The organism is Bacillus sp. 7_6_55CFAA_CT2, from assembly GCF_000238655.1.
GTDB classification, from domain to species: domain Bacteria; phylum Bacillota; class Bacilli; order Bacillales; family Bacillaceae_G; genus Bacillus_A; species Bacillus_A cereus.
In genome coordinates this window covers 708,215-726,904 of sequence record NZ_JH414709.1, presented here as the reverse complement: position 1 = coordinate 726,904, position 18,690 = coordinate 708,215, and the positions used below count along the sequence as shown (strand labels likewise).

Sequence of the window (18,690 nt, the reverse complement as noted above, 5' to 3'; positions counted from 1 at the left end):
AAGAAAGCTGCACCTATATTTTTGGTGTAGCTTTCTTCTTTATTTTATTAATCAGCTCTATGTACTGAGTATCTCCATATCCGATTGTTGGAAAAAGATAAAACAACTTTATTAATAATTCACGAGTTGATAAATCTTTATTTTTAGAGATGAATTTCATTACTGCATTATCTTCTGTTAACATTTCTAAAAATAAGTCTATAGCCTGATACATTACAGGTGGTACCTTATGAGAGGTCTTTTTATGGTGTACTAATACTTCATTGTATATAGAAGAATAATTCCCCAATTCAAGTTCAATTTGATTTACTTTAAATTCATCCTCTCTAAAGCTATTTAAGTATACCTTCCCTTCATAAGCAGACTGTTCAAGGTGAGAAAGTATGGTAAGTAGGTTCATTTGGCAAAACATATCTTCACCAAACCATAGAACAATACATTTATACTTTTTCGTAAAAAGGTTTTCTAACGGATCTATAACCTTTTTTATATAACTTTCTACTGAACTGTTATGTCCTTTCGCTCTTGTTTTAATAAACTCTTCATTAAAAACTTGAGTAGTAGCCGAGTTCACACACATTGCCTCATTAAATGGTGCATAATCAGAATCACCCATTAGCTTTTCGTTTTTAAATTCTTCATACATAACTTGACCATTTAATATGTTAAGTACCTCTTTATCAAATAGCTCACTCTTCCTATCTCGTAACTGTTCAACCTCTATTTTTCTAGAAATATTCATTTTAAACACCCCTTCTTTATTTAAATTTAGTTTAACAAATGATTGAATAGGCATTTTGTTAAGTTGGTATTCTCTTGGATTCATTCCAAAAACATTTTTGAAAGCTCTACTATAAGCCTCTTGGGAAGAGTAATCGTAATCCAACGCTACCTCAATTATCTTCCTACCTTTCTTTAAATCTTCCGTAGATAAATACAACCTTCTAAGAAGAATATAACGTCTAATACTGAAACCCGTTACTTGATGAAATTTAAAAGAGCAATAATAAGGAGAATACCCCATGTAACGAGATAATTCATCTAATGAAAATCTCTTTTTTAAATTGCTCTCAATCCAATTAATCATCTGCTGTATATGTTCATTCATTTCCTTCACTCCTTATTTAAAAGTATAGGAGAAGTGCGTTTCTTTCTTTTGATATTTCTTGTGTTTTATAACATGAGCCTTTCTCTAAAGTCTTTATAATCTATATATAAGTATTAATTTTATATTTTTTCATCTATCTTATTTTGTCATACCTTCTATTCATTTTTCAATTTAGCGTTAATGAGTATGTTGGCAACACCTTACTAATTATTAAAGGTCAATTTACATCATATTTCATTTTAAAGGATTTCAAAAATTAAACACGAATTTTATAAAATAAAATTCTTTTAATTCCCAAGTTAAAAAATTAAGGTTTGGAAAGGACGTTTCAATGAACAAGCTAGAAAAAGAAATACTTCAATTCATAAATGAACAGTATCCGTTGAATTTTATTAACATTAAGCCAATAACAAATGAGATGTATGAATGTCTTACAGAACAAGGTACATACTTCAGTAGAATTACAAACTACAAAACATATGAAGAACAGATAGAAGAAGTTTTATATACAAATTTTTTATATCAAAATGGTTTAGGTGTTCCACCAATAATCCCTTCATTACAAGGGAATTTTGTAGAAAAATTCACATTAGACAAGGAGATTTTTGCTGTATTATATAAAGCTGCTCCTGGTATACATTTACCAAGGTCTGAATGGAATTCTAATATATTTAAAAAACTTGGTAAACAAATTGGAAAATTACATCGTATATCTAAAAGCTTTGAAAAGATTAAACCAGTAAAACATATAAACGATTGGTATGAAAATGAAGAATATAATTTTCTTAAATATATCCCTAAAGAAGAAAATACAATAAGAGAAATTGCATCTGACGTTTTAACTTCCATAAAAGAGCTACCAAAATCCCCTTCAAATTACGGCTTAATACACGGAGATTTATGGTTAGAAAACATTTTAGTCGAAAATAATTCAAACTTAACAATGATAGATTTTCAAGACTGCGAAAAACATTTTTACATATTCGATTTAGCCGTTCCTATTTATAGTGCGATAGAATATTCATTTTCTGGAAATGGGAATATCATTGACTATGAACATTCTATTACAAAAGCACTATTTGAAGGCTACCAAGAGGAAAATGAACTACCAAAAGAGATGATAGACAAGTTTCCATTATTTATTAAATTAAAGGAGATTTTTGAATATAGCTTAATGCATATGTATTGGGATAAAGAAGAATTAACGGAGGAACAAGTACGGATTATGAACCTTTATAGGATGAAGATCGAAAATAAGTATACCTATATCAATATTTAAGAATGCTGTTGTTTAACTAAAAGGAAACTTTGGTTAAACAACAGCATTTATTAATTTGCTGACAGCCTTTTTTATGACTTATAAATACTGATTCAATAATCTTTTCAAATACACTTCATTTTGCGGTGATACTTTTTCAGAAAATCTAGCTGCAATAATAATAGGAGCCCATTGAAAAACTTCATCTCTTGATAAGCCGGTACGACTGCAATATATATGTAAATACATCTCAGCTAATTCTACCGAAGATTGTGAGTACAACAAGTATGTTCGAAATACATCTGCACGAATATCACCTGAACTTGCATCTACCCAGTCTATAACTTTCACTTTCTCTTCCTTACTCAAAATCAAATTAAATGGATGGAAATCTCCATGACATAGCCTAAAATCAAATGTAATAGAATCTAATTTTTGTAATATATTCTTCTTTTTGCTTTCATCCAATTTATGTACAGATTTAATTTGACGCTCTAACCTTTTCCTCATTAACTCCATTTCATCTGTATTCACACGTATAGCATGGATCTTTTTTTGCTCATTAACACAAAGTCCGATATAACGCTCTGCCTCATTTAAATTATTAAGTAGGAGATCACCAACACTGTCCCCTTTTACGTATCCCATAATAATTGCCTGTCTATCGTGTATCTTTGTCACTTCAAATACGTTTGGAACTGGCAGCCCGCATGAATAAGCATATTTTTGTTTTTTTGCTTCATTCATAGACTCTGTATCTGGGAGGTAATCTTTAAATAATTTTACAACCTTATCATCAGTTAAATAAATTTCTGCTGTATTCCCTTTTGCAATTGGATTACCTAAAACCACTTCATTTCTCCCCTTAACATAAATTAAAATAACACCTTATACCTCTCTTTAAATTCACTATAATCCTAGCTAAAACCTTCTTCACGAATATACAAAAAACTTACCGCTTTCCATCCTTAAATAGAAAGCGGTAAGTTTAATTGTTTAGGAATATCAGAATGAAACTCTGATGTATGCACAATTGAAAATGTATATCCTTGCTCAATAAATGATACTTCATTACATTTATATTCAAATGATACACCATTTTTCTTAAAGTTATTTTGGATTCGCTGTAAAAATGCGACGTCTGGTGTTCCGAAAGAAACGTGTACTTTCGGTGATAGAGCTTTCATCGCGATTGGAATCCAAGGTCGCTGCCACCAAGTTGCGACGACATAAGCAGTGCCACCAACTACAAAGTTAAAAATATCCCCGTCTTCCATCGTTTTCATATTTAGATTTGATTTCAGCCATTCCCTAAAAATAGGTACACTTTTAACAGGAAGACCAATTTCCCTTACATATAAAATGTTTAAAGGTGACTGCGGTACTAATACATCTTCTTTAACATAACTATGCGCGATAATTTCGAGTAGATTTCCATCTCCGTCTTTAAAGTATAAATTGAATCGACCATCCTCTTCATCAATTATATGACCATCTTTCCATTTCGCAATGAGTAATCCAGACTCCTCAAGCCATCTTGCTGTTTCATGAAATTTTGAATATGGGATTTCAAAAGCAACATGTGCAGGTGCAATTGGTTCATACACTTCTTGAAAACTAATTGTTGTATAAGGTGTTACTTCAAATTGAATGAAGGATGCTGTTTCTTTTTTTATTGGAAAAGATAATATGTCCTTATAAACTTGTTTTACCCCTTCTATGGAAACCGTTTGTAGTTTTATATCTGATATATGTGTAATCACTTTACATTCCCCCTCATTTCTTATTATCTATTCGTATTGTATTACACTTATAAATAGATAAAATCAAACGGAAGGATGGATTTTCCATATAGAAACTACAACTTTAGTATGAATATGTTAGCTCCAATTATTTTTTATTTCTGCTATAACAATTTCTGGTTTATCCCAGTGCAACATGTGTGTAGTATCAGGAATTACTTTTACTATACTGTCCGTTTTCTCTTTGAAAACATTTACTGTCTTATCTCTATAATCCGCCCAAACTTGTGGAACTGTAGCTCGGAGTAATACAATATTAGCCGGCAGCTTCTCATATATATCTATCGTTTCATCTTTGTACATACCTCTTATTATATTACTAGCTGTATTCCCCCTGGCATGCCACCATACTTTGTTATCCATTTCGATCCCTAGGTCCTTTACAGCAACTTCTAACAATGAAGACCACCTAGTATAAGCTTCTTTTTCACTTTTGAAAAATTCGTCCCAATTATTAAAAACGTATTCATCAAAGTCCTTTTCATAATAAGCAATTTCTTCTTCCAACGTTTTTTCTTGAAGCCTTTTTGTTTGATATCCACCATCAATAAGAATACTTCCTTGTACTTTTTCTGAATGATGTAACAAATAAAATAACGCTACAAAACTTCCCCATGAATGTGATAGAAAATAGAAGTATTCGATTCTCAATTCATTTATTATTTCATTTAACCAATTTGCTAAATTCTGCATCTCATAATCTTCTGTTCTTTCAAATGGCGGTGTTTTACCATGTCCAGGTGCATCAACGGAGATAAATCTATACTCTTCTTTTAATTCCTCAGCAATTTCTATAAAACTTAAACTCGTACTACCTAATCCATGTAAACAAAAGATAACGGGCTTGTCATTATTCCCCCATTCAGTAATATGTACATTTATTTTTTCATTGCTAATATAGTAACGTTTCAAAACATTTATCCTCCATATTTTGATTTACACTTTATTTATTTCTATTATTTTCAAGTATTTCCTGTATTCTTTTCCACACAAAAAGCTGCTTTTCTTTAAATGAAAAGCAGCTTTTACGCTAAAATATATTATAATTTAACAGCGATAATCATAAATCTTTTTGAATTTGTATGAATCCCTTTTTCAGAACTATTCGTGTCAATGAACTTTTGTAAAATATTAAAATCCTCTTCCTCTTCTCCAAATCTAGGAATAATAGGCGTATGTTTTAATAAGAAAATGAGATCTTCAGGCGTATTGTAATAATCAGTAACATCATATTCACGTACTTGCACGAGTTCAAATCCTGCATTTATAAGTTCACCCATATACTTTTCTTTTAAAGTTCCATCTCTTTCACCTAAGCATTGTCCTCTCCCAAATGTCTCTTTTAGGTTTAATTTATCATGTTCGCTAACTTGTTGCGTTAAGAAAAAAGCACCCTTTTTCATTACTTTTGATAATTCAGTCGCTGCAAATGGTGCATGACAACTTGAAGCGATATCAAAATGCGCATGCGGAAACGTTAAAGCTTCAGAACCCATTTGAATAAACTCAACATTTTGTACACCTGATTTTTTCAAATTAGAATGTGCCGTTTCAATCATGCCGTTAGAATTATCAATTCCAATCAACAATTTAGCTGATGATGCTATGTTAAGTACATTTTCTCCTCCGCCTGTACCAACATCAAGTAGAATGTCTGATGATTTACATCTTTCTTTCACTTCTCCATAAAAGTCCCATATTTCTCCTACAGTTTCACATTTTATTTTACTAAAATCCCATCCATTTAATCTTCCTACTTTATCATAAAAGCTTTTGTACTCTAATTCATTCACCTTATAACTCCCCTTTGTAAAAACGAATTAAATATGTATAATAACCTACAACACTATTTAATTATATATTATAAAATACAAATTATTAAAACACCATTCCACTTCGTACGACGATAAGTTTACATAACAATTTTATAGTTCATCTTTATCTATATGTTCTAAATGACCTCTTCCCCAACTACACACACTATCCAAAACAGTACTGACTGTTTTTCCATGTTCAGTTAAGCTATATTCTACTTTAGGTGGTATTTCTTGATAATGCTTATGAATCTTATAAATCTCTTTCTCTTGTAAAAAGGCCTGGCCATAATAATGAAATTGCACATACTGTTCTATATTTAATGCAAAATAGTTTTACTACGGGTAATGTATTATTTCCAGATGGAGGGTACACATATCATTAAATTATTAGCAACAAAAGCCCCTTATTACAGTGGCTTTTGTTGCTAATTTAAACATTGCTGAAGTAATATAGGATTCTCTTTTATTAGTTCTGCTAAAACAAAAGTTGTGGAAAAGGTTGTAAGATTAACTCTTTATCCAGCAACCCCTTTTGTTCTCGAATCATACCGCCTCATCCAATAAAAGCCGCCCTAATTTCTATTCCCTACACTTTTATATAAAATTAACCTTATAAAGGTAGGATTCAACAACTTCTTACAGAATTCTATATTTAATACGTATTGGACGGATTATTTTCAAATTCCTCTTTACTAAAGGTGGTTCATACAATTGTGAAATTTGTACAAGAACGAAGATTAACTGTCAAGACAATTTTTTCAAAAGAATACAAGATTTTTATTTTTGGTTTACTCATTTCACGAATCGGGGATTCATTATATACTTTTGCACTGCCTTGGATTGCCTATCAATTAACTGGTTCAGCTGTAATTATGAGTTCTTTATTTGCTGTAAACGTATTGCCAATCGTTTTATTTGGCCCTTTAGTTGGTGTACTAGTTGATCGATATGATCGAAAAAAGTTACTTTGGATGGCGGATATTACCAATATTATTTTAGTAAGTCTCGTACCAATTCTACATGCATTACATATATTAGAAGTCTGGCATTTATACGTAATTACTTTTATCTTAGCAGTTATGTCCATGCTTTTTGATGTAACAACAGTTACAGTCATTCCACACATCGCAGGTGCATCATTAACGAAGGCTAATTCTTTATATCAAATGGTTAATCAATTGGCTAGTTTGTTTGGTCCAATCATAGCTGGGCTTTTCATATCTTTTATTGGCGGCTTTCAAGTACTTTGGATTAATGCTCTTTCATTTATTGCTACATTAAATTGCTGTGATTATATTACCTTCTATGAAAAACTTAAATAAAAAGAATACTGATAAAAAAATATTGCAAAATGTACTAAATGATTTGTTTGATGGTTTTAAATGGCTCAAAAATGATTGGTTAAATATAGCTTTGTCACTTCAAGCTATGGTAGGTAACTTTGGAGCAAGTGCTGTTTTAGGTGTACTTATGTATTATTTATTATCGACATTAAATCTCACCTCCGCACAAAGTGGCTATAATTATACTTTAATAGGAATAGGTGGGCTTTTAGGAAGCTTAATTGCCGTTCCTTTAGAAAAGAAATTTCGACGTGGTGTACTTATTCCTTTACTCCTATTTTTAGGAGCGCTTGGGTTAACATTTGCTTTGTGGAGTACATATTGGCTTGCTCCCGGAATTGCTTTCGGAATCGCGATGACATGTAATATCACATGGAATACGATTGTTACATCAATTCGGCAGGAAACTGTTCCATCCAATTTGCAAGGACGTGTTTTAGGTTTTTCTCGTGTACTTACACGATTATCTATGCCATTGGGGGCATTAGTAGGTGGAATTATTTCAGCCTACAATCCTGTATTTATATTTGCTTTAGCTGCTTTTACTAAAATAATTGAAGTCTTTATTGCCTTATATAGTCCGATACGAAAACTGTAAAGATAAAGATTTATATATCTTGAGATATTAATAAAATAAAAAAGGCATAAAACATGCCTTTTTTTATTACTTATTTGTTTATTGGATAACAAACTTCTGTAACCCACTTATTAGAATCGGATTCCATCGCTGGGCTCACATGATAAATATTAAACATCGGGCCTGCTAATTTGTAACCCTCTGTCTCAATCCATTTTGCCGCAGCCTCATTTACAGCTGTCATCTGTTCATAACTTCCATTAACTGTTATAGAAGCTACATTAGTCGATTCCATATTTTTAAATGTAACGTCTTTTGTATTTTCGTGCTTACCAAGAATACTTAGCTGTATTTCTATATCCACATCATTTTCTTTGTATTCACGATCATGGAAAACCGCAATACTATAACTCGGTTGGGCAATACTAATATTTTTCATTTGAATTTCTTGCATTAATACACTCCATAAATCACCTTCGCAATTATACGATGGAATAATCTTTCTAACACTAGCTACAGTTCTTTCTGGAATTTCTTTTATTGAAACATGATAATTCATCTCAACAACATCCTCTCTCATCGTTTTCATTGAGTCTTCGAGGAGACGTAATTGTTTTTGGAGGTTATTCATGTCTTCTTTAATTTGAGCACTACGATTAAAAAATTGCTCTTTTATGGTATCTATATTATCGCATTCTATTATTTCTTTGATGGTAGCAATATTAAACCCCATAGCTTTTAACGTTTGAATTTGATTTACTTTTTTTAATTGGTCTGCTGAATAAAATCGATATCCACTCTGCTCATCGACTTTTACTGGTTGTAGTAATTCCACTTTATCGTAGTGTCTCAACATTCGTATACTAATGGAAGATAGTTTTGAAAAATCCCCTATTTTAAACATGATTTCCTCCTATAAGTTACATCTGCTTTGAAGCTCAACTTTATTTTAAACAATAACATTGTGTGAGGGGCAACTGTTTATAACGTTTGAATTATATTTCTTTAATTATTTACCCTTATATACTCTTCTGTCTTATGCCTATAAAGATTGATAATAATCCGTTCACAGCTAATAAAATTACTATAATACTTGTAAGTAAACCTACATCTGCCGCAAATATTTTTATCGTACGCCATGGTGAGCTTGTACAATAAGTAAGAAGTGGGATGAAAATAATAGATAATAGTAGGAATAGAGCCCCTACGAATAACCAAGTTAATTTTTTTACAGTTTCCTTATGTTTATATTTTTTAATTAACATAATTGATGAAATGAAAAGCGCGAGTATAACTGTAGACATAACAATTTGTGTAAATGGTATGCTTTTATGGGGATCAACCGGTTCTTCTTCATTCAAAATATTAATAATCCCCTTTTTTAATACTGAAAGTGCTGGTTCTTCTAATACATGATTTTTATTTGTTAAAATCACACCACCCCAGCCACTTTTATTTAAAGTAAATATTTCTGTACGAGCATCGGGCGTTGATCCTGAATGCCAAATCATCGTTTCGCTTTCATTTATACTTGTTGTTCTTAATCCAAAACCATAGCTTTTTTCTGAATTTATGTTATAAAGTGGTGTAAGATAAAGGTCGATGTTTTCTTTCTTTAAAAATTGAGTATCTTCTTGTCGATTCAAAAACATAATAAATTGAATCATATCTTCCAAATTTGCGGTAATATAACCATACGGTGCCCCGGCATTATCATAGGATACTACACTTTTTCTTGGTATGCCAAACCATGACTGATAACCTGTTAAATAGCCTTTTTCATATGCAGTTTCTTTACTTGCTGCCGCACCATTCATATTTAATAGCTGAAAAACATGTTTTTCCATATATGAGGAATATGTATCATTTGTAATTTCCTCAATAAGTGCACCTAAAACAATATAATTCGCATTACTATATTGATATTTTTCTCCTGGTAGAGCAGTTAATTTTACATTTGAAAGTCTCATTACATTTTCTTTTAATGCTGTAGAACTTTTGGATTGCTTATCTGATATTAATAAGCCTTCATATGTGTTTATTCCGCTTGTATGAGTTAAAAGGTGTTGGATTGTTATAGATGAGGATATTTGAGAATCTTTTAGTTTAAACCAAGGAAGATGTTGTTGAACTGAATCCTCTAATTTTATCTTTTTGTCTTCTATTAATTTCACTATAGCTAAAGCTGTTAAAGATTTGCTTATTGAGCCGATTGCAAATGGTGTTTTACTAGTTATTTTTTTTTCAGATTCCCCAGTAATCCCCCACGTTTTAGTGAAGAATACATCTTTATTATGTACAATTGCAACAGCAGCCCCTGGAATATTCTGTTCCTTTATAAATTTTTCAATATACTTATCTAAAGTAGCTTTAATATCTTGCTGAGCATATGCTTTTGGATAAATGATACATAATACTATTACATTACAAAGAATATAGATTTGAAATAGTTTATAGATAGTTTTCTTCATTATACTTTAGATAGCTTTCTTTTTTTATAACTTACTAAGCTAATAAACACTACTACAGAGAGCATAAAGCTAATCATTATTAATAAAACGTTCCACCATTGATTCTCTGATATGCGATATAAAATATTATAATTAAATGTATTTTTGCTATTAGTTGAATTAAATGATTCAGTTAAAAATATTGAAAATGTAGTTTGCGAGATGAGGTAAGTAATAATTGCGATGAATATGCCACGTAAGATAAATGTGTTGAATTTTCTTTTTTCATTTTGAAGTTGTTTCATTTTAACTTGTAAATCAATTTCATTTATTTCTATAAAATCTTTAACAAATAATTGAGGGGTACCTAAATCATCTATACTGTCTTCACCATGTTCATGACACTCTTGAATATGTTCTAATATTTGTCTCTTAATATTTTCCCTTTCTTCTAAACTAATATCGTATTGCTTTAATTCCTTAAGTACGTCTCTTAAAAATTGCTTTTCTTTACCTATCAATTTATTCCTCATTTCAGAAGGTCTCCTTTCAAACCGCTTTTTAATAATGTTTGAATGTCCAATTGCAATTCTAACCACTCATTAATTTTCTTCTCAAGACGTATTTTCCCATTTTCATTAATTTCATAATAAATCCTCACTTTACCACTGTCTGTTACCTCTTGATAAGTGTTAACCCACTCTTGATTTTTCAACTTAGTTAAAATAGGATAAATACTTCCTACTCCTTTCAATTTTAAATTGTTTATTTCAAGTTCTTTCATAATCTCATAACCATAACTTTTCTTTTTCGACAAAATAGATAATACACACATTTCTAAATGACCTTTAATTAAACTTGTTCTATCCATAGGATAAATTTAACAGAAATATATACTTCATTCAAGTATATATTTCTGTTAAATTTAAAAAATCACACAATGAAAAATAGATTAATAAACAAAAACATATCACTTACGAACCATTTTAAACCTTAATTTTCGCTTTTATAATATAATAATTACATAATATATTAATCGTTTATCACTATTTGTTTGGTATCTCTCCTTCCATATTACTTCTTTTCTTATTGAAAAATATTGTATGGAGACATAAAAATACTAAAAGATCCAATTTCTTAATTTTGATATTAAGAAATTGGATCTTCTTTCATTACCTTGTATTAATCATACTGCGCTAATATATACATTATAAAGAATATATGTTTTATTAATTTATATTAATAAAACATATATTAATAAAATTTACTGATTACTCTCAAGACATTCATAAACCGCCATCATATCTCGTTTATCCAACTCACGTATGCGATTGAAAATGGGTATTTGTCCAACAGCTTCTGTTAATAAGCTTTCATTCACAACATCACTTACTTTTCCAGTTAACCACGTTTGTACATCCACGCCCTCGACAACTTCTTTTAACCCTTCGTCATTAATACCACTTGCATTACAAGTTACACATGGAATTGTTAGTTTAAAGACACCATCATGTAAATTATCTTCGGTTATCACTTTCTTACCTTTACAAAATGGACATGGATTACTTTTTTTAATTTTATTAATTTGGGTAACTAATTTTTTGTATCCAAACGCTTCGTATACATACGTAAGTTTTTTATATTTACCATTTGTGAAATACTTATCTATAATGGTTTCTCTCGTTTCATAAACATTAGGGAAATCACAAACAGTTACCTGATTATTAACACTAATGGATTCGATATTTCCTTTTATTTCGCTCCAGAATGGTAAGACATTTTGTAACACCATTTCATAGTTTGAAAAGCTTGCTTGTTCTAATTCAAACATTTTCAATGCAACTTGTGCTTTTCTGGGCAATAAAGAAACATCTTCCGTCAATACCATATCGCCACCAACAATAGACTTCAATTTAACAAGTGCCGGTAAATCACCAACTATTTTCAATACTTTATTAATAGGCTGATTGATTATTTCACGAATATCTACGTTACCAAATTTAAGTGGTTTATGATGATTTAAAACCGTCCCCTCACAAATTGGACATTTCATCATTTTTTTTGAACTCTTAATTTCTTCTTTAATAGGTGCTTTTGAAATAACAATATATCCACCAATAATTGTATTAAACCCTACCCATGTTCTGCGTGTCTTTCCTTTTTTATCATAAAATGATTTTTCAAAATATCCGTACCAAAACGTATGCTTTTCTTCTTCTGACATATCATTATAGCTCTTTGACAAATCGTGACCAAGCTCATTTTTTATTTCTTCGAATAGAAATTCTATTTTTTCATGCTGATAAAATTTTAATACCTTCATGATTTCTTGATCGAATAGCCCATCCCAAAATGGAACACTTTTATCTTGAATGGCAATATCTTTATCAAAAACTTCAATTTGAAGACGTCCAGAACAAGATGGACAATGATTGTCCTGTGAATAGAAATCAAAACTTCTCGTATCTTTATTAATTGGATGAGCAGCTACAATATGATTAATTAATCCACCAATCTCATATAAGAAACTATATTGACTATATAAATGTCTTTCAAGATCAATAGCAATAACAGGTGCGATTGTATCAGATTCATATTCACCATAAATTAACCTAGCCATTGATGATAAACTTTTTAAAATACCGCCCTTATAAACATTTTCGGCATTTTTAAAATAGTTAATATGATTTTCTTCTAAATAGTGAACTCCTTTTTTCTGCTTAAGCATTGAAGAGATATTTATTTTCTCTGTGCTATTCACATTACTTTTTTGTACGATAGTAATCCTCATGTTTAACTAACATCCAAATAGCTCTACAGATTCATTCTGCCTTTTTCCAAAATCAACTATATAATCAGAGCTTTCTAACATGTAACGATTATGCTCAATCATAATGATAGAAACTGATTCATCTTGCAGAATACCTCTAATACTATCGATAAATTGATTTAAAATATTTTGTGATAAACCTTTTGAAGGCTCATCAAAAATGAATAATGTATGTGGATTTCTAGTGTTTGCAAATAATTCCGAAACTAAATGAACACATTGAAACTCACCTGTCGATAATGTTTGTGTTTTTCTCTCTAATGTTAAATAGCCGAGCCCTAATTTAATTAGTAAGCTCAAACGTTTATAAGCGATATCTTCATTTGGAAGTTCATCAATAATATCCTCAATCGAGCGCTCAAAAATATCATCAATGTCTTCACTATACTTTGTGAGTTTCTTTTTAATATCTAGGAAAGTTGCTACAGTTGATCGACTTGTAATTGATTGATTTCGGTCTTGTCCTACCATAACTAATTTATCTTTTGGATATCGTTTTAAAAAATCTGTAGCTAGACATTCGTTGACAAGTGTAGATTTCCCACATCCCGATTCTCCTGTAACCGTTACAAGCCTGTTTTTAGGAATTTGAAACTCCGCCATTTGGATATTACGGCAATATAAATCATAGAATGTATAATATTCTGTTGGTATTTCTTTATTTCGCTCCCACAGTATTGACTTTGGTCTTGGTGATTCTTTCACAACTTTCCCGCCATATTTTCCGCTACCAGGTCCAAAGAACAATTGCTCATCAGTTGTATCTAGTACCGTATCTGAATGATCAATAAGCCAAATTTGATTTTTACACCCTAATCGTTTAATCTCTTCTAAAATTTGTAATAATGTTTCATGATCAAGTCCAACTGAAATCTCATCAATAATAATTACAGCATTTTCACTTACTGCCATGAATTCAGCCAAATAAAGTCGTGTTAACTCTCCACCTGACAACGTACCCATAATTCGATTTAATGTTAAATAACCAGTGTTCATATTAATAATATTTTGCAGTATATGCTGTTTTTCCTCACTAATATTTAATTGTTTTGCTATTGAAAGAATAGATTCAACACTTAAATCATTAATATTTGAAATTGAATGTGGCTTGGCCAACAAATCAATTTCATGTTTTTCAATTTCTTCACTATAACGTTTTCCCTTACATTTTTTACACTCAACATTTTTTGTAGTACCACGGCCTTTACAACCAGTACACCAGCCTAATTGATTATTAAATGAAAAGACCTCTGGAGAAAGATTAAATACTTCAGCAAGTTTTTCCCGAACCTCTGTAAAAACACCAGTATGAGTACCAATCGTTGAACGTGGATTAGACGAAATCGATGATTTCCCTAAAAAAAGTACTAATGGCATTTCTTCCATCTTAATAGCACTAAAATTTGTTTCCATAATGTTAGGAAATAAATATTGATATTCAGCCTTTGGTAATAAAGAAACTAATCGTTTTTTTGACTCTTCACCAATTGTTTGGCAAAAAGTTGTTTTACCCGATCCAGATAACCCAGCAATTCCAAACGATTTATTAAACGGTATAGTTGCATCTAATTTATTTATGTTATTAGCAATTAATTGATTTACTTTCATATTAACCTCTATTCTTATTTATCCATAAAAGCATTTTTATAATATAATAATTACATAATGAATATTACCTATTATGTAATTATCCTCTAACTTCATGAATCTTACCCTTGTATATTTCAAACCATTGTTGCCATTCTTTTTTAGAAAATTCTTTCTCTTCTCCTTCTAAAACGCAAGAAAAAAGATTTAAACAAATATGCCAACCAGCTACATCTCTCGGTGTATGATCTGTTAATTCATGAATGTACTCTTTAAGAAGTAAAAGAGTACCATTTTCCTCTTTATGTATTTCAAATCGGACACGGTCTTTATCCCAAGTAAATTCAAGTACTGAGTTTAGTTGACACTCTAAAATATCAATATTTATGAATGAACCGTCCATCATGTCGAACTTTATTATTCCACCCGTTTTAAGGCTTTCAATCTGTAAATTGGACATCCATTTTTTCAGCTTACTGTTTTCTGTTAATACAGACCAAACTTCCTCTACCGTATATGGAAATTCACGTTCAAATTTTACAATATATCCATCAGTTAGTTTCCCAATTTCAGCTATCATTTTGATTGCCTCCTTATATAGAATATATGTTCTTATTTCATTTTACACGAATATAAATATAAAATAAATATTTATGTCAACGAAGTGTTAATTTAAAGCGAATGACGCTGAGAAAAACTTAAATATTTTCTAAATCGAGTTATATAGTATTGAAAATTAAATATAGATTTACGTACAAATAAAAAAGCCGCATTTGCGACTTATGAAATCATAGGATTAACTCCTTTTTTGTTGAATGATTAGCGCTTAATCGCATCGACAATTAGCGATGGAAAACCAAGTTTATCGCCTTTATTTCTAGAATCATACCTTTTCGAACGGAAAATAACACCGTCGTTTGCATCCCATTCGTTGTAATAAAACCGACCATTTTCATCACAATATTCAAGTAAAACTACCTCGAATCCAGCAGTTTCAAACATTTTCGTTAATGTTTTATAATTATGAACGATTTTATGACTTGCTGCTGGATGATCTTTCGGACCGGGTCCCCCTATTTGAACTATATTTTGATATACCTCATCCTGAAAGAATGCATCAGGGACTCCGCACCGAATATGACCAGATGGTTTTAAAAATTCATAACAGATTTCAGCTGCTCTTACACCTTCTTCAAAAGTAAGGTGTTCCCATACATGCTCAGCTAAAATAGCTGAAATAGAGTTGTATTCAAATCTTTCTTCCCACGTAGCTTTATCTAGTAAGTTAAGTTCATCTTCTTGCGTTTGAATCCAGCCTGGATTATTATTAAACACTCCAGCTCCGACAACTACTTTAATTTCGTCTTGTTTTATTGCCACCATGTTCACCTCTTAAACATTTTAATTCATTAATATATTCTATGTTTACTATTATCCTTCCTCCTTCAACAAATGTAGTAACATGAGTCCAGTACAATACCGAACTCATGCCCTAAAAACTCTCTAACGCAACAATCTGTCTAACTCTATAAAATCAGTTCATAATATACGATTTTTCTTACAGAAATATAGCACACCAAACATTAGCATAATACCAATTACGTAAAAAATTGTTGTTCCGCTCCCACCAGTATTAGGAATTACCCAATTATTCTTCGCATTTTTCACTGTTATTTTTTGTGTCTTTACTGCTTCTGTAATTTCTATTTCTATTGGATCTCTAAGTAACATGTATCCGTTCGGTGCTTTTATTTCTTTAATCGTATACTTACCAATTGCTAATTGGTTGGAAATTACCTTTCCTTTTTCATCCGTTATTAATCTACTAAGTTCTTTCCCTTCTTTATCTAACACTTGAAATACAGCGCCTTTTAGCTTTAATTCACTATCCTTATCATCAACTTTTTCAATTTCAAATTGCCCAGTCGGATCTGGCAATTTCTTATTTTCTATTTTAATTTCTACTACTGTATCTTTTTCTATTTTTACAGCTATTTTATCTTTTAATAATTCATAACCTTTAGGTGCCTCTATTTCCACTAGGGTATAGTTTCCTATTGGTAAGTCCTTTGATATCATTTCTCCTTTTTCATCTGTTATTAACTCTCCAACTACTTTTCCTTTTGCATCTTCTATATGAAACTTTGCCCCTGCTAGTTTTTTATTTTTATCACTTATGTCTACTTTCACAAGCTTCATTTTTCCCATTGGATCTGGCAATTTCTTATTTCCTATTTTAATTTCTACTTCTGCATCTTTTTCTATTTTTACAGTTATTTTATCTTTTAATAATTCATAACCTTTAGGTGCTTCTACTTCCACTAAGGTATAGTTTCCTATTAGTAAGTCTTTTGATATTACTTCTCCTTCTTCATTTGTTACTAGTTCTCCAACTATTTTCCCATTTAAATCTTCAATTTTAAACTTTGCTCCTGCTAGCTTTTTATTTTTATCACTTATGTCTACTTTCACAAGCTTCATTTTTCCCATTGGATCTGGCAATTTCTTATTTCCTATTTTAATTTCTACTTCTGCATCTTTCTCTACTTTTACAGCTATTTTATCTTTTGATAATTCGTAACCTTTAGGTGCTTCTTTTTCCACTAAAGTATAGTTTCCTATTGGTAAGTCTTTTGATATCGCTTCTCCTTCTTCATTTGTTACTAGTTCTCCAACTATTTTCCCATTTAAATCTTCAATTTTAAACTTTGCTCCCACCAATTTTTTATTATCATTATTACTATCAACCTTTTTTATTTTTACTTTTCCTGTACTAGGCTTGTTCCAATGTTGCCAGTTAAATTTGAAATTGTGAAATTCAAATCCACCAGTTTGTTGTACCGCGCCGACAAATGCTTGTCCATTAATCGAGCCGCCTTTTGTTTCTAATACAGCATTGGGAGCAAACACACTCCCAACGACACCATATCCCTCTGTTGTAATTTTTTTCGCATTTGGAAAAACCCAAATCACTTTCCCGTATAGCTCAGTAAACGGGGAATTAGGAGAATATGGTTGTGATGTAGGAACTATATCTGTAGCCCTTCCAATATTGTTCGTGTCATATAGAATAGACCCATTTTTAAATGTAACCTCTGTTGCATCCGAATAAATAACAATAAAATCTTTGTCCTTAGCACTCGGTAAAAATACATCTCTTATATCTAAATTGTTTTTCCCTGTCAATTCTGATGAAACATAAATATTAGAATTGTTTATATCTTTTCCGATTCCATAACTCATATTTGGAATTGGGGTATTCGTTTTATATTGACCAGCATTTTTACTGACTTGGTTCACTATATTGCGAAATTCATTAAATTTCGCGTCAATTTCTAGTTTTTCTTTATAAACGATATGATCATAAGAAGATTGTATGATGCGATCTGGATCACTCTCTTTTGTCATTACGACTATTCCGTTTTGAATGATAAAAGATTCTTCTCTTGATTTCTTAAATTTTCCAGACAATAACAAGGACGGATATCCCTCATCAACCCATTTTTCACCTACTATATTAGATGTTCCCGCTGCAGCACCTACAATTGTATACCCCGATGCATCCATATCACCTTGAACTGCAATTGCTCCTTCAATGTCGCCACCTATTGCTTTATGGTTACCAAAGACAACTGCATTATAACGCGATATATCACCTAGACCTTCTAAGTTTGTCGTGGATCCATATGCTTCTTTTGGTACATATACGACAAAACTTACACTTAACATTAACAAAACAATAAAATGAATACTTACCAGCTTTAATCGTAGCCTCAATTCCTTTGTTCCCACCTTTACCGTATTTTTTTATAGTCGAATAAAATGACATGTTTATCAATGAGGATTTACTTCATTCCCTATATATCTTCTTTACTTATCTCTGAATTTCCGGTCCCAATGTCCATTAATGCAGGATAA

Annotated in this window: 13 protein-coding genes and 4 pseudogenes; 3 read left to right on the top strand and 14 right to left on the bottom strand. The window is 30.9% G+C overall.

The annotated features are described in order from the left end of the window. Positions 1-13: 13 nt before the first annotated feature. The gene (locus tag HMPREF1014_RS12630; RefSeq protein WP_001002107.1) at positions 14-1,108 is read right to left on the bottom strand and encodes a helix-turn-helix domain-containing protein; all 1,095 of its coding nucleotides are present in this window, start codon (positions 1,106-1,108) and stop codon (positions 14-16) included. Between the two features lie 331 nt (positions 1,109-1,439). Here HMPREF1014_RS12630 and HMPREF1014_RS12625 point away from each other — a divergent pair, with 331 nt between their 5' ends. Next, positions 1,440-2,387 carry a phosphotransferase enzyme family protein gene (locus HMPREF1014_RS12625; protein WP_001037124.1) on the top strand — a complete coding sequence of 316 codons (948 nt, stop codon included), beginning with the start codon at positions 1,440-1,442 and terminating at the stop codon, positions 2,385-2,387. 78 nt (positions 2,388-2,465) lie between these two features. Here HMPREF1014_RS12625 and HMPREF1014_RS12620 read toward each other — a convergent pair whose 3' ends face one another. The 5 genes and pseudogenes from HMPREF1014_RS12620 to HMPREF1014_RS12600 form a co-directional block, all read right to left on the bottom strand. Beyond that, positions 2,466-3,218, bottom strand: a complete 753-nt coding sequence (locus tag HMPREF1014_RS12620; protein ID WP_000242840.1) for an aminoglycoside phosphotransferase family protein — start codon at positions 3,216-3,218, stop codon at positions 2,466-2,468. A gap of 116 nt (positions 3,219-3,334) precedes the next feature. Next, the gene (locus HMPREF1014_RS12615) at positions 3,335-4,129 is read right to left on the bottom strand and encodes a VOC family protein (protein ID WP_000627936.1); all 795 of its coding nucleotides are present in this window, start codon (positions 4,127-4,129) and stop codon (positions 3,335-3,337) included. Between the two features lie 117 nt (positions 4,130-4,246). Continuing rightward, on the bottom strand, positions 4,247-5,080 hold the full coding sequence (locus tag HMPREF1014_RS12610) for an alpha/beta fold hydrolase (protein WP_000833450.1): 834 nt from the start codon (positions 5,078-5,080) through the stop codon (positions 4,247-4,249). Between the two features lie 128 nt (positions 5,081-5,208). Next, complete coding sequence (locus HMPREF1014_RS12605) at positions 5,209-5,961, bottom strand: class I SAM-dependent methyltransferase (protein ID WP_001003878.1); 753 nt, start codon at positions 5,959-5,961, stop codon at positions 5,209-5,211. 132 nt (positions 5,962-6,093) lie between these two features. Then, positions 6,094-6,228: pseudogene (locus tag HMPREF1014_RS12600) on the bottom strand (winged helix-turn-helix transcriptional regulator); the annotation flags it as partial. On the opposite strand from HMPREF1014_RS12600, the pseudogene HMPREF1014_RS29965 reads away from it, so the two are divergent. Beyond that, positions 6,225-6,368 (top strand): annotated as a pseudogene (locus HMPREF1014_RS29965) (SDR family oxidoreductase); the annotation flags it as partial. The pseudogenes HMPREF1014_RS12600 and HMPREF1014_RS29965 overlap by 4 nt on opposite strands. A gap of 330 nt (positions 6,369-6,698) precedes the next feature. Next, positions 6,699-7,926: pseudogene (locus tag HMPREF1014_RS12595) on the top strand (MFS transporter). Positions 7,927-7,996: 70 nt separating this feature from the next. Here HMPREF1014_RS12595 and HMPREF1014_RS12590 read toward each other — a convergent pair. From HMPREF1014_RS12590 to HMPREF1014_RS12555, 8 genes and pseudogenes are all read right to left on the bottom strand, one after another. Continuing rightward, complete coding sequence (locus HMPREF1014_RS12590) at positions 7,997-8,809, bottom strand: MerR family transcriptional regulator (protein ID WP_000472628.1); 813 nt, start codon at positions 8,807-8,809, stop codon at positions 7,997-7,999. Positions 8,810-8,924: 115 nt separating this feature from the next. Continuing rightward, positions 8,925-10,376, bottom strand: coding sequence for a serine hydrolase domain-containing protein (locus HMPREF1014_RS12585; protein WP_000751428.1), 1,452 nt, complete (start codon positions 10,374-10,376; stop codon positions 8,925-8,927). Continuing rightward, positions 10,376-10,888 carry a DUF1700 domain-containing protein gene (locus HMPREF1014_RS12580; protein WP_001244706.1) on the bottom strand — a complete coding sequence of 171 codons (513 nt, stop codon included), beginning with the start codon at positions 10,886-10,888 and terminating at the stop codon, positions 10,376-10,378. Before HMPREF1014_RS12580 ends, HMPREF1014_RS12585 begins: the two co-directional genes overlap by 1 nt. Then, positions 10,885-11,226 carry a PadR family transcriptional regulator gene (locus HMPREF1014_RS12575; protein WP_000376286.1) on the bottom strand — a complete coding sequence of 114 codons (342 nt, stop codon included), beginning with the start codon at positions 11,224-11,226 and terminating at the stop codon, positions 10,885-10,887. The genes HMPREF1014_RS12580 and HMPREF1014_RS12575 overlap by 4 nt, the downstream gene beginning before the upstream one ends. A 393-nt stretch (positions 11,227-11,619) precedes the next feature. Continuing rightward, positions 11,620-14,793: pseudogene (locus tag HMPREF1014_RS12570) on the bottom strand (ATP-binding cassette domain-containing protein). Positions 14,794-14,872: 79 nt separating this feature from the next. Next, complete coding sequence (locus HMPREF1014_RS12565; RefSeq protein WP_000559844.1) at positions 14,873-15,352, bottom strand: SRPBCC family protein; 480 nt, start codon at positions 15,350-15,352, stop codon at positions 14,873-14,875. A 239-nt stretch (positions 15,353-15,591) separates the two neighbouring features. Next, positions 15,592-16,152 carry a class I SAM-dependent methyltransferase gene (locus tag HMPREF1014_RS12560; RefSeq protein ID WP_025966173.1) on the bottom strand — a complete coding sequence of 187 codons (561 nt, stop codon included), beginning with the start codon at positions 16,150-16,152 and terminating at the stop codon, positions 15,592-15,594. A gap of 159 nt (positions 16,153-16,311) precedes the next feature. Then, entirely contained in the window at positions 16,312-18,549 is a 2,238-nt protein-coding gene (locus HMPREF1014_RS12555; protein ID WP_001239470.1) for an MSCRAMM family protein, read from the bottom strand. Positions 18,550-18,690 lie beyond the last annotated feature (141 nt).

What these genes read in the sequence shown, in the direction of transcription:
- HMPREF1014_RS12630 (WP_001002107.1), bottom strand. Translation starts at nt 1,108, where the DNA reads ATGAATGAACATATACAGCAGATGATTAATTGGATTGAGAGCAATTTA.
- HMPREF1014_RS12625 (WP_001037124.1), top strand. Translation starts at nt 1,440, where the DNA reads ATGAACAAGCTAGAAAAAGAAATACTTCAATTCATAAATGAACAGTAT.
- HMPREF1014_RS12590 (WP_000472628.1), bottom strand. Translation starts at nt 8,809, where the DNA reads ATGTTTAAAATAGGGGATTTTTCAAAACTATCTTCCATTAGTATACGA.
- HMPREF1014_RS12585 (WP_000751428.1), bottom strand. Translation starts at nt 10,376, where the DNA reads ATGAAGAAAACTATCTATAAACTATTTCAAATCTATATTCTTTGTAAT.
- HMPREF1014_RS12580 (WP_001244706.1), bottom strand. Translation starts at nt 10,888, where the DNA reads ATGAGGAATAAATTGATAGGTAAAGAAAAGCAATTTTTAAGAGACGTA.
- HMPREF1014_RS12575 (WP_000376286.1), bottom strand. Translation starts at nt 11,226, where the DNA reads ATGGATAGAACAAGTTTAATTAAAGGTCATTTAGAAATGTGTGTATTA.
- HMPREF1014_RS12565 (WP_000559844.1), bottom strand. Translation starts at nt 15,352, where the DNA reads ATGATAGCTGAAATTGGGAAACTAACTGATGGATATATTGTAAAATTT.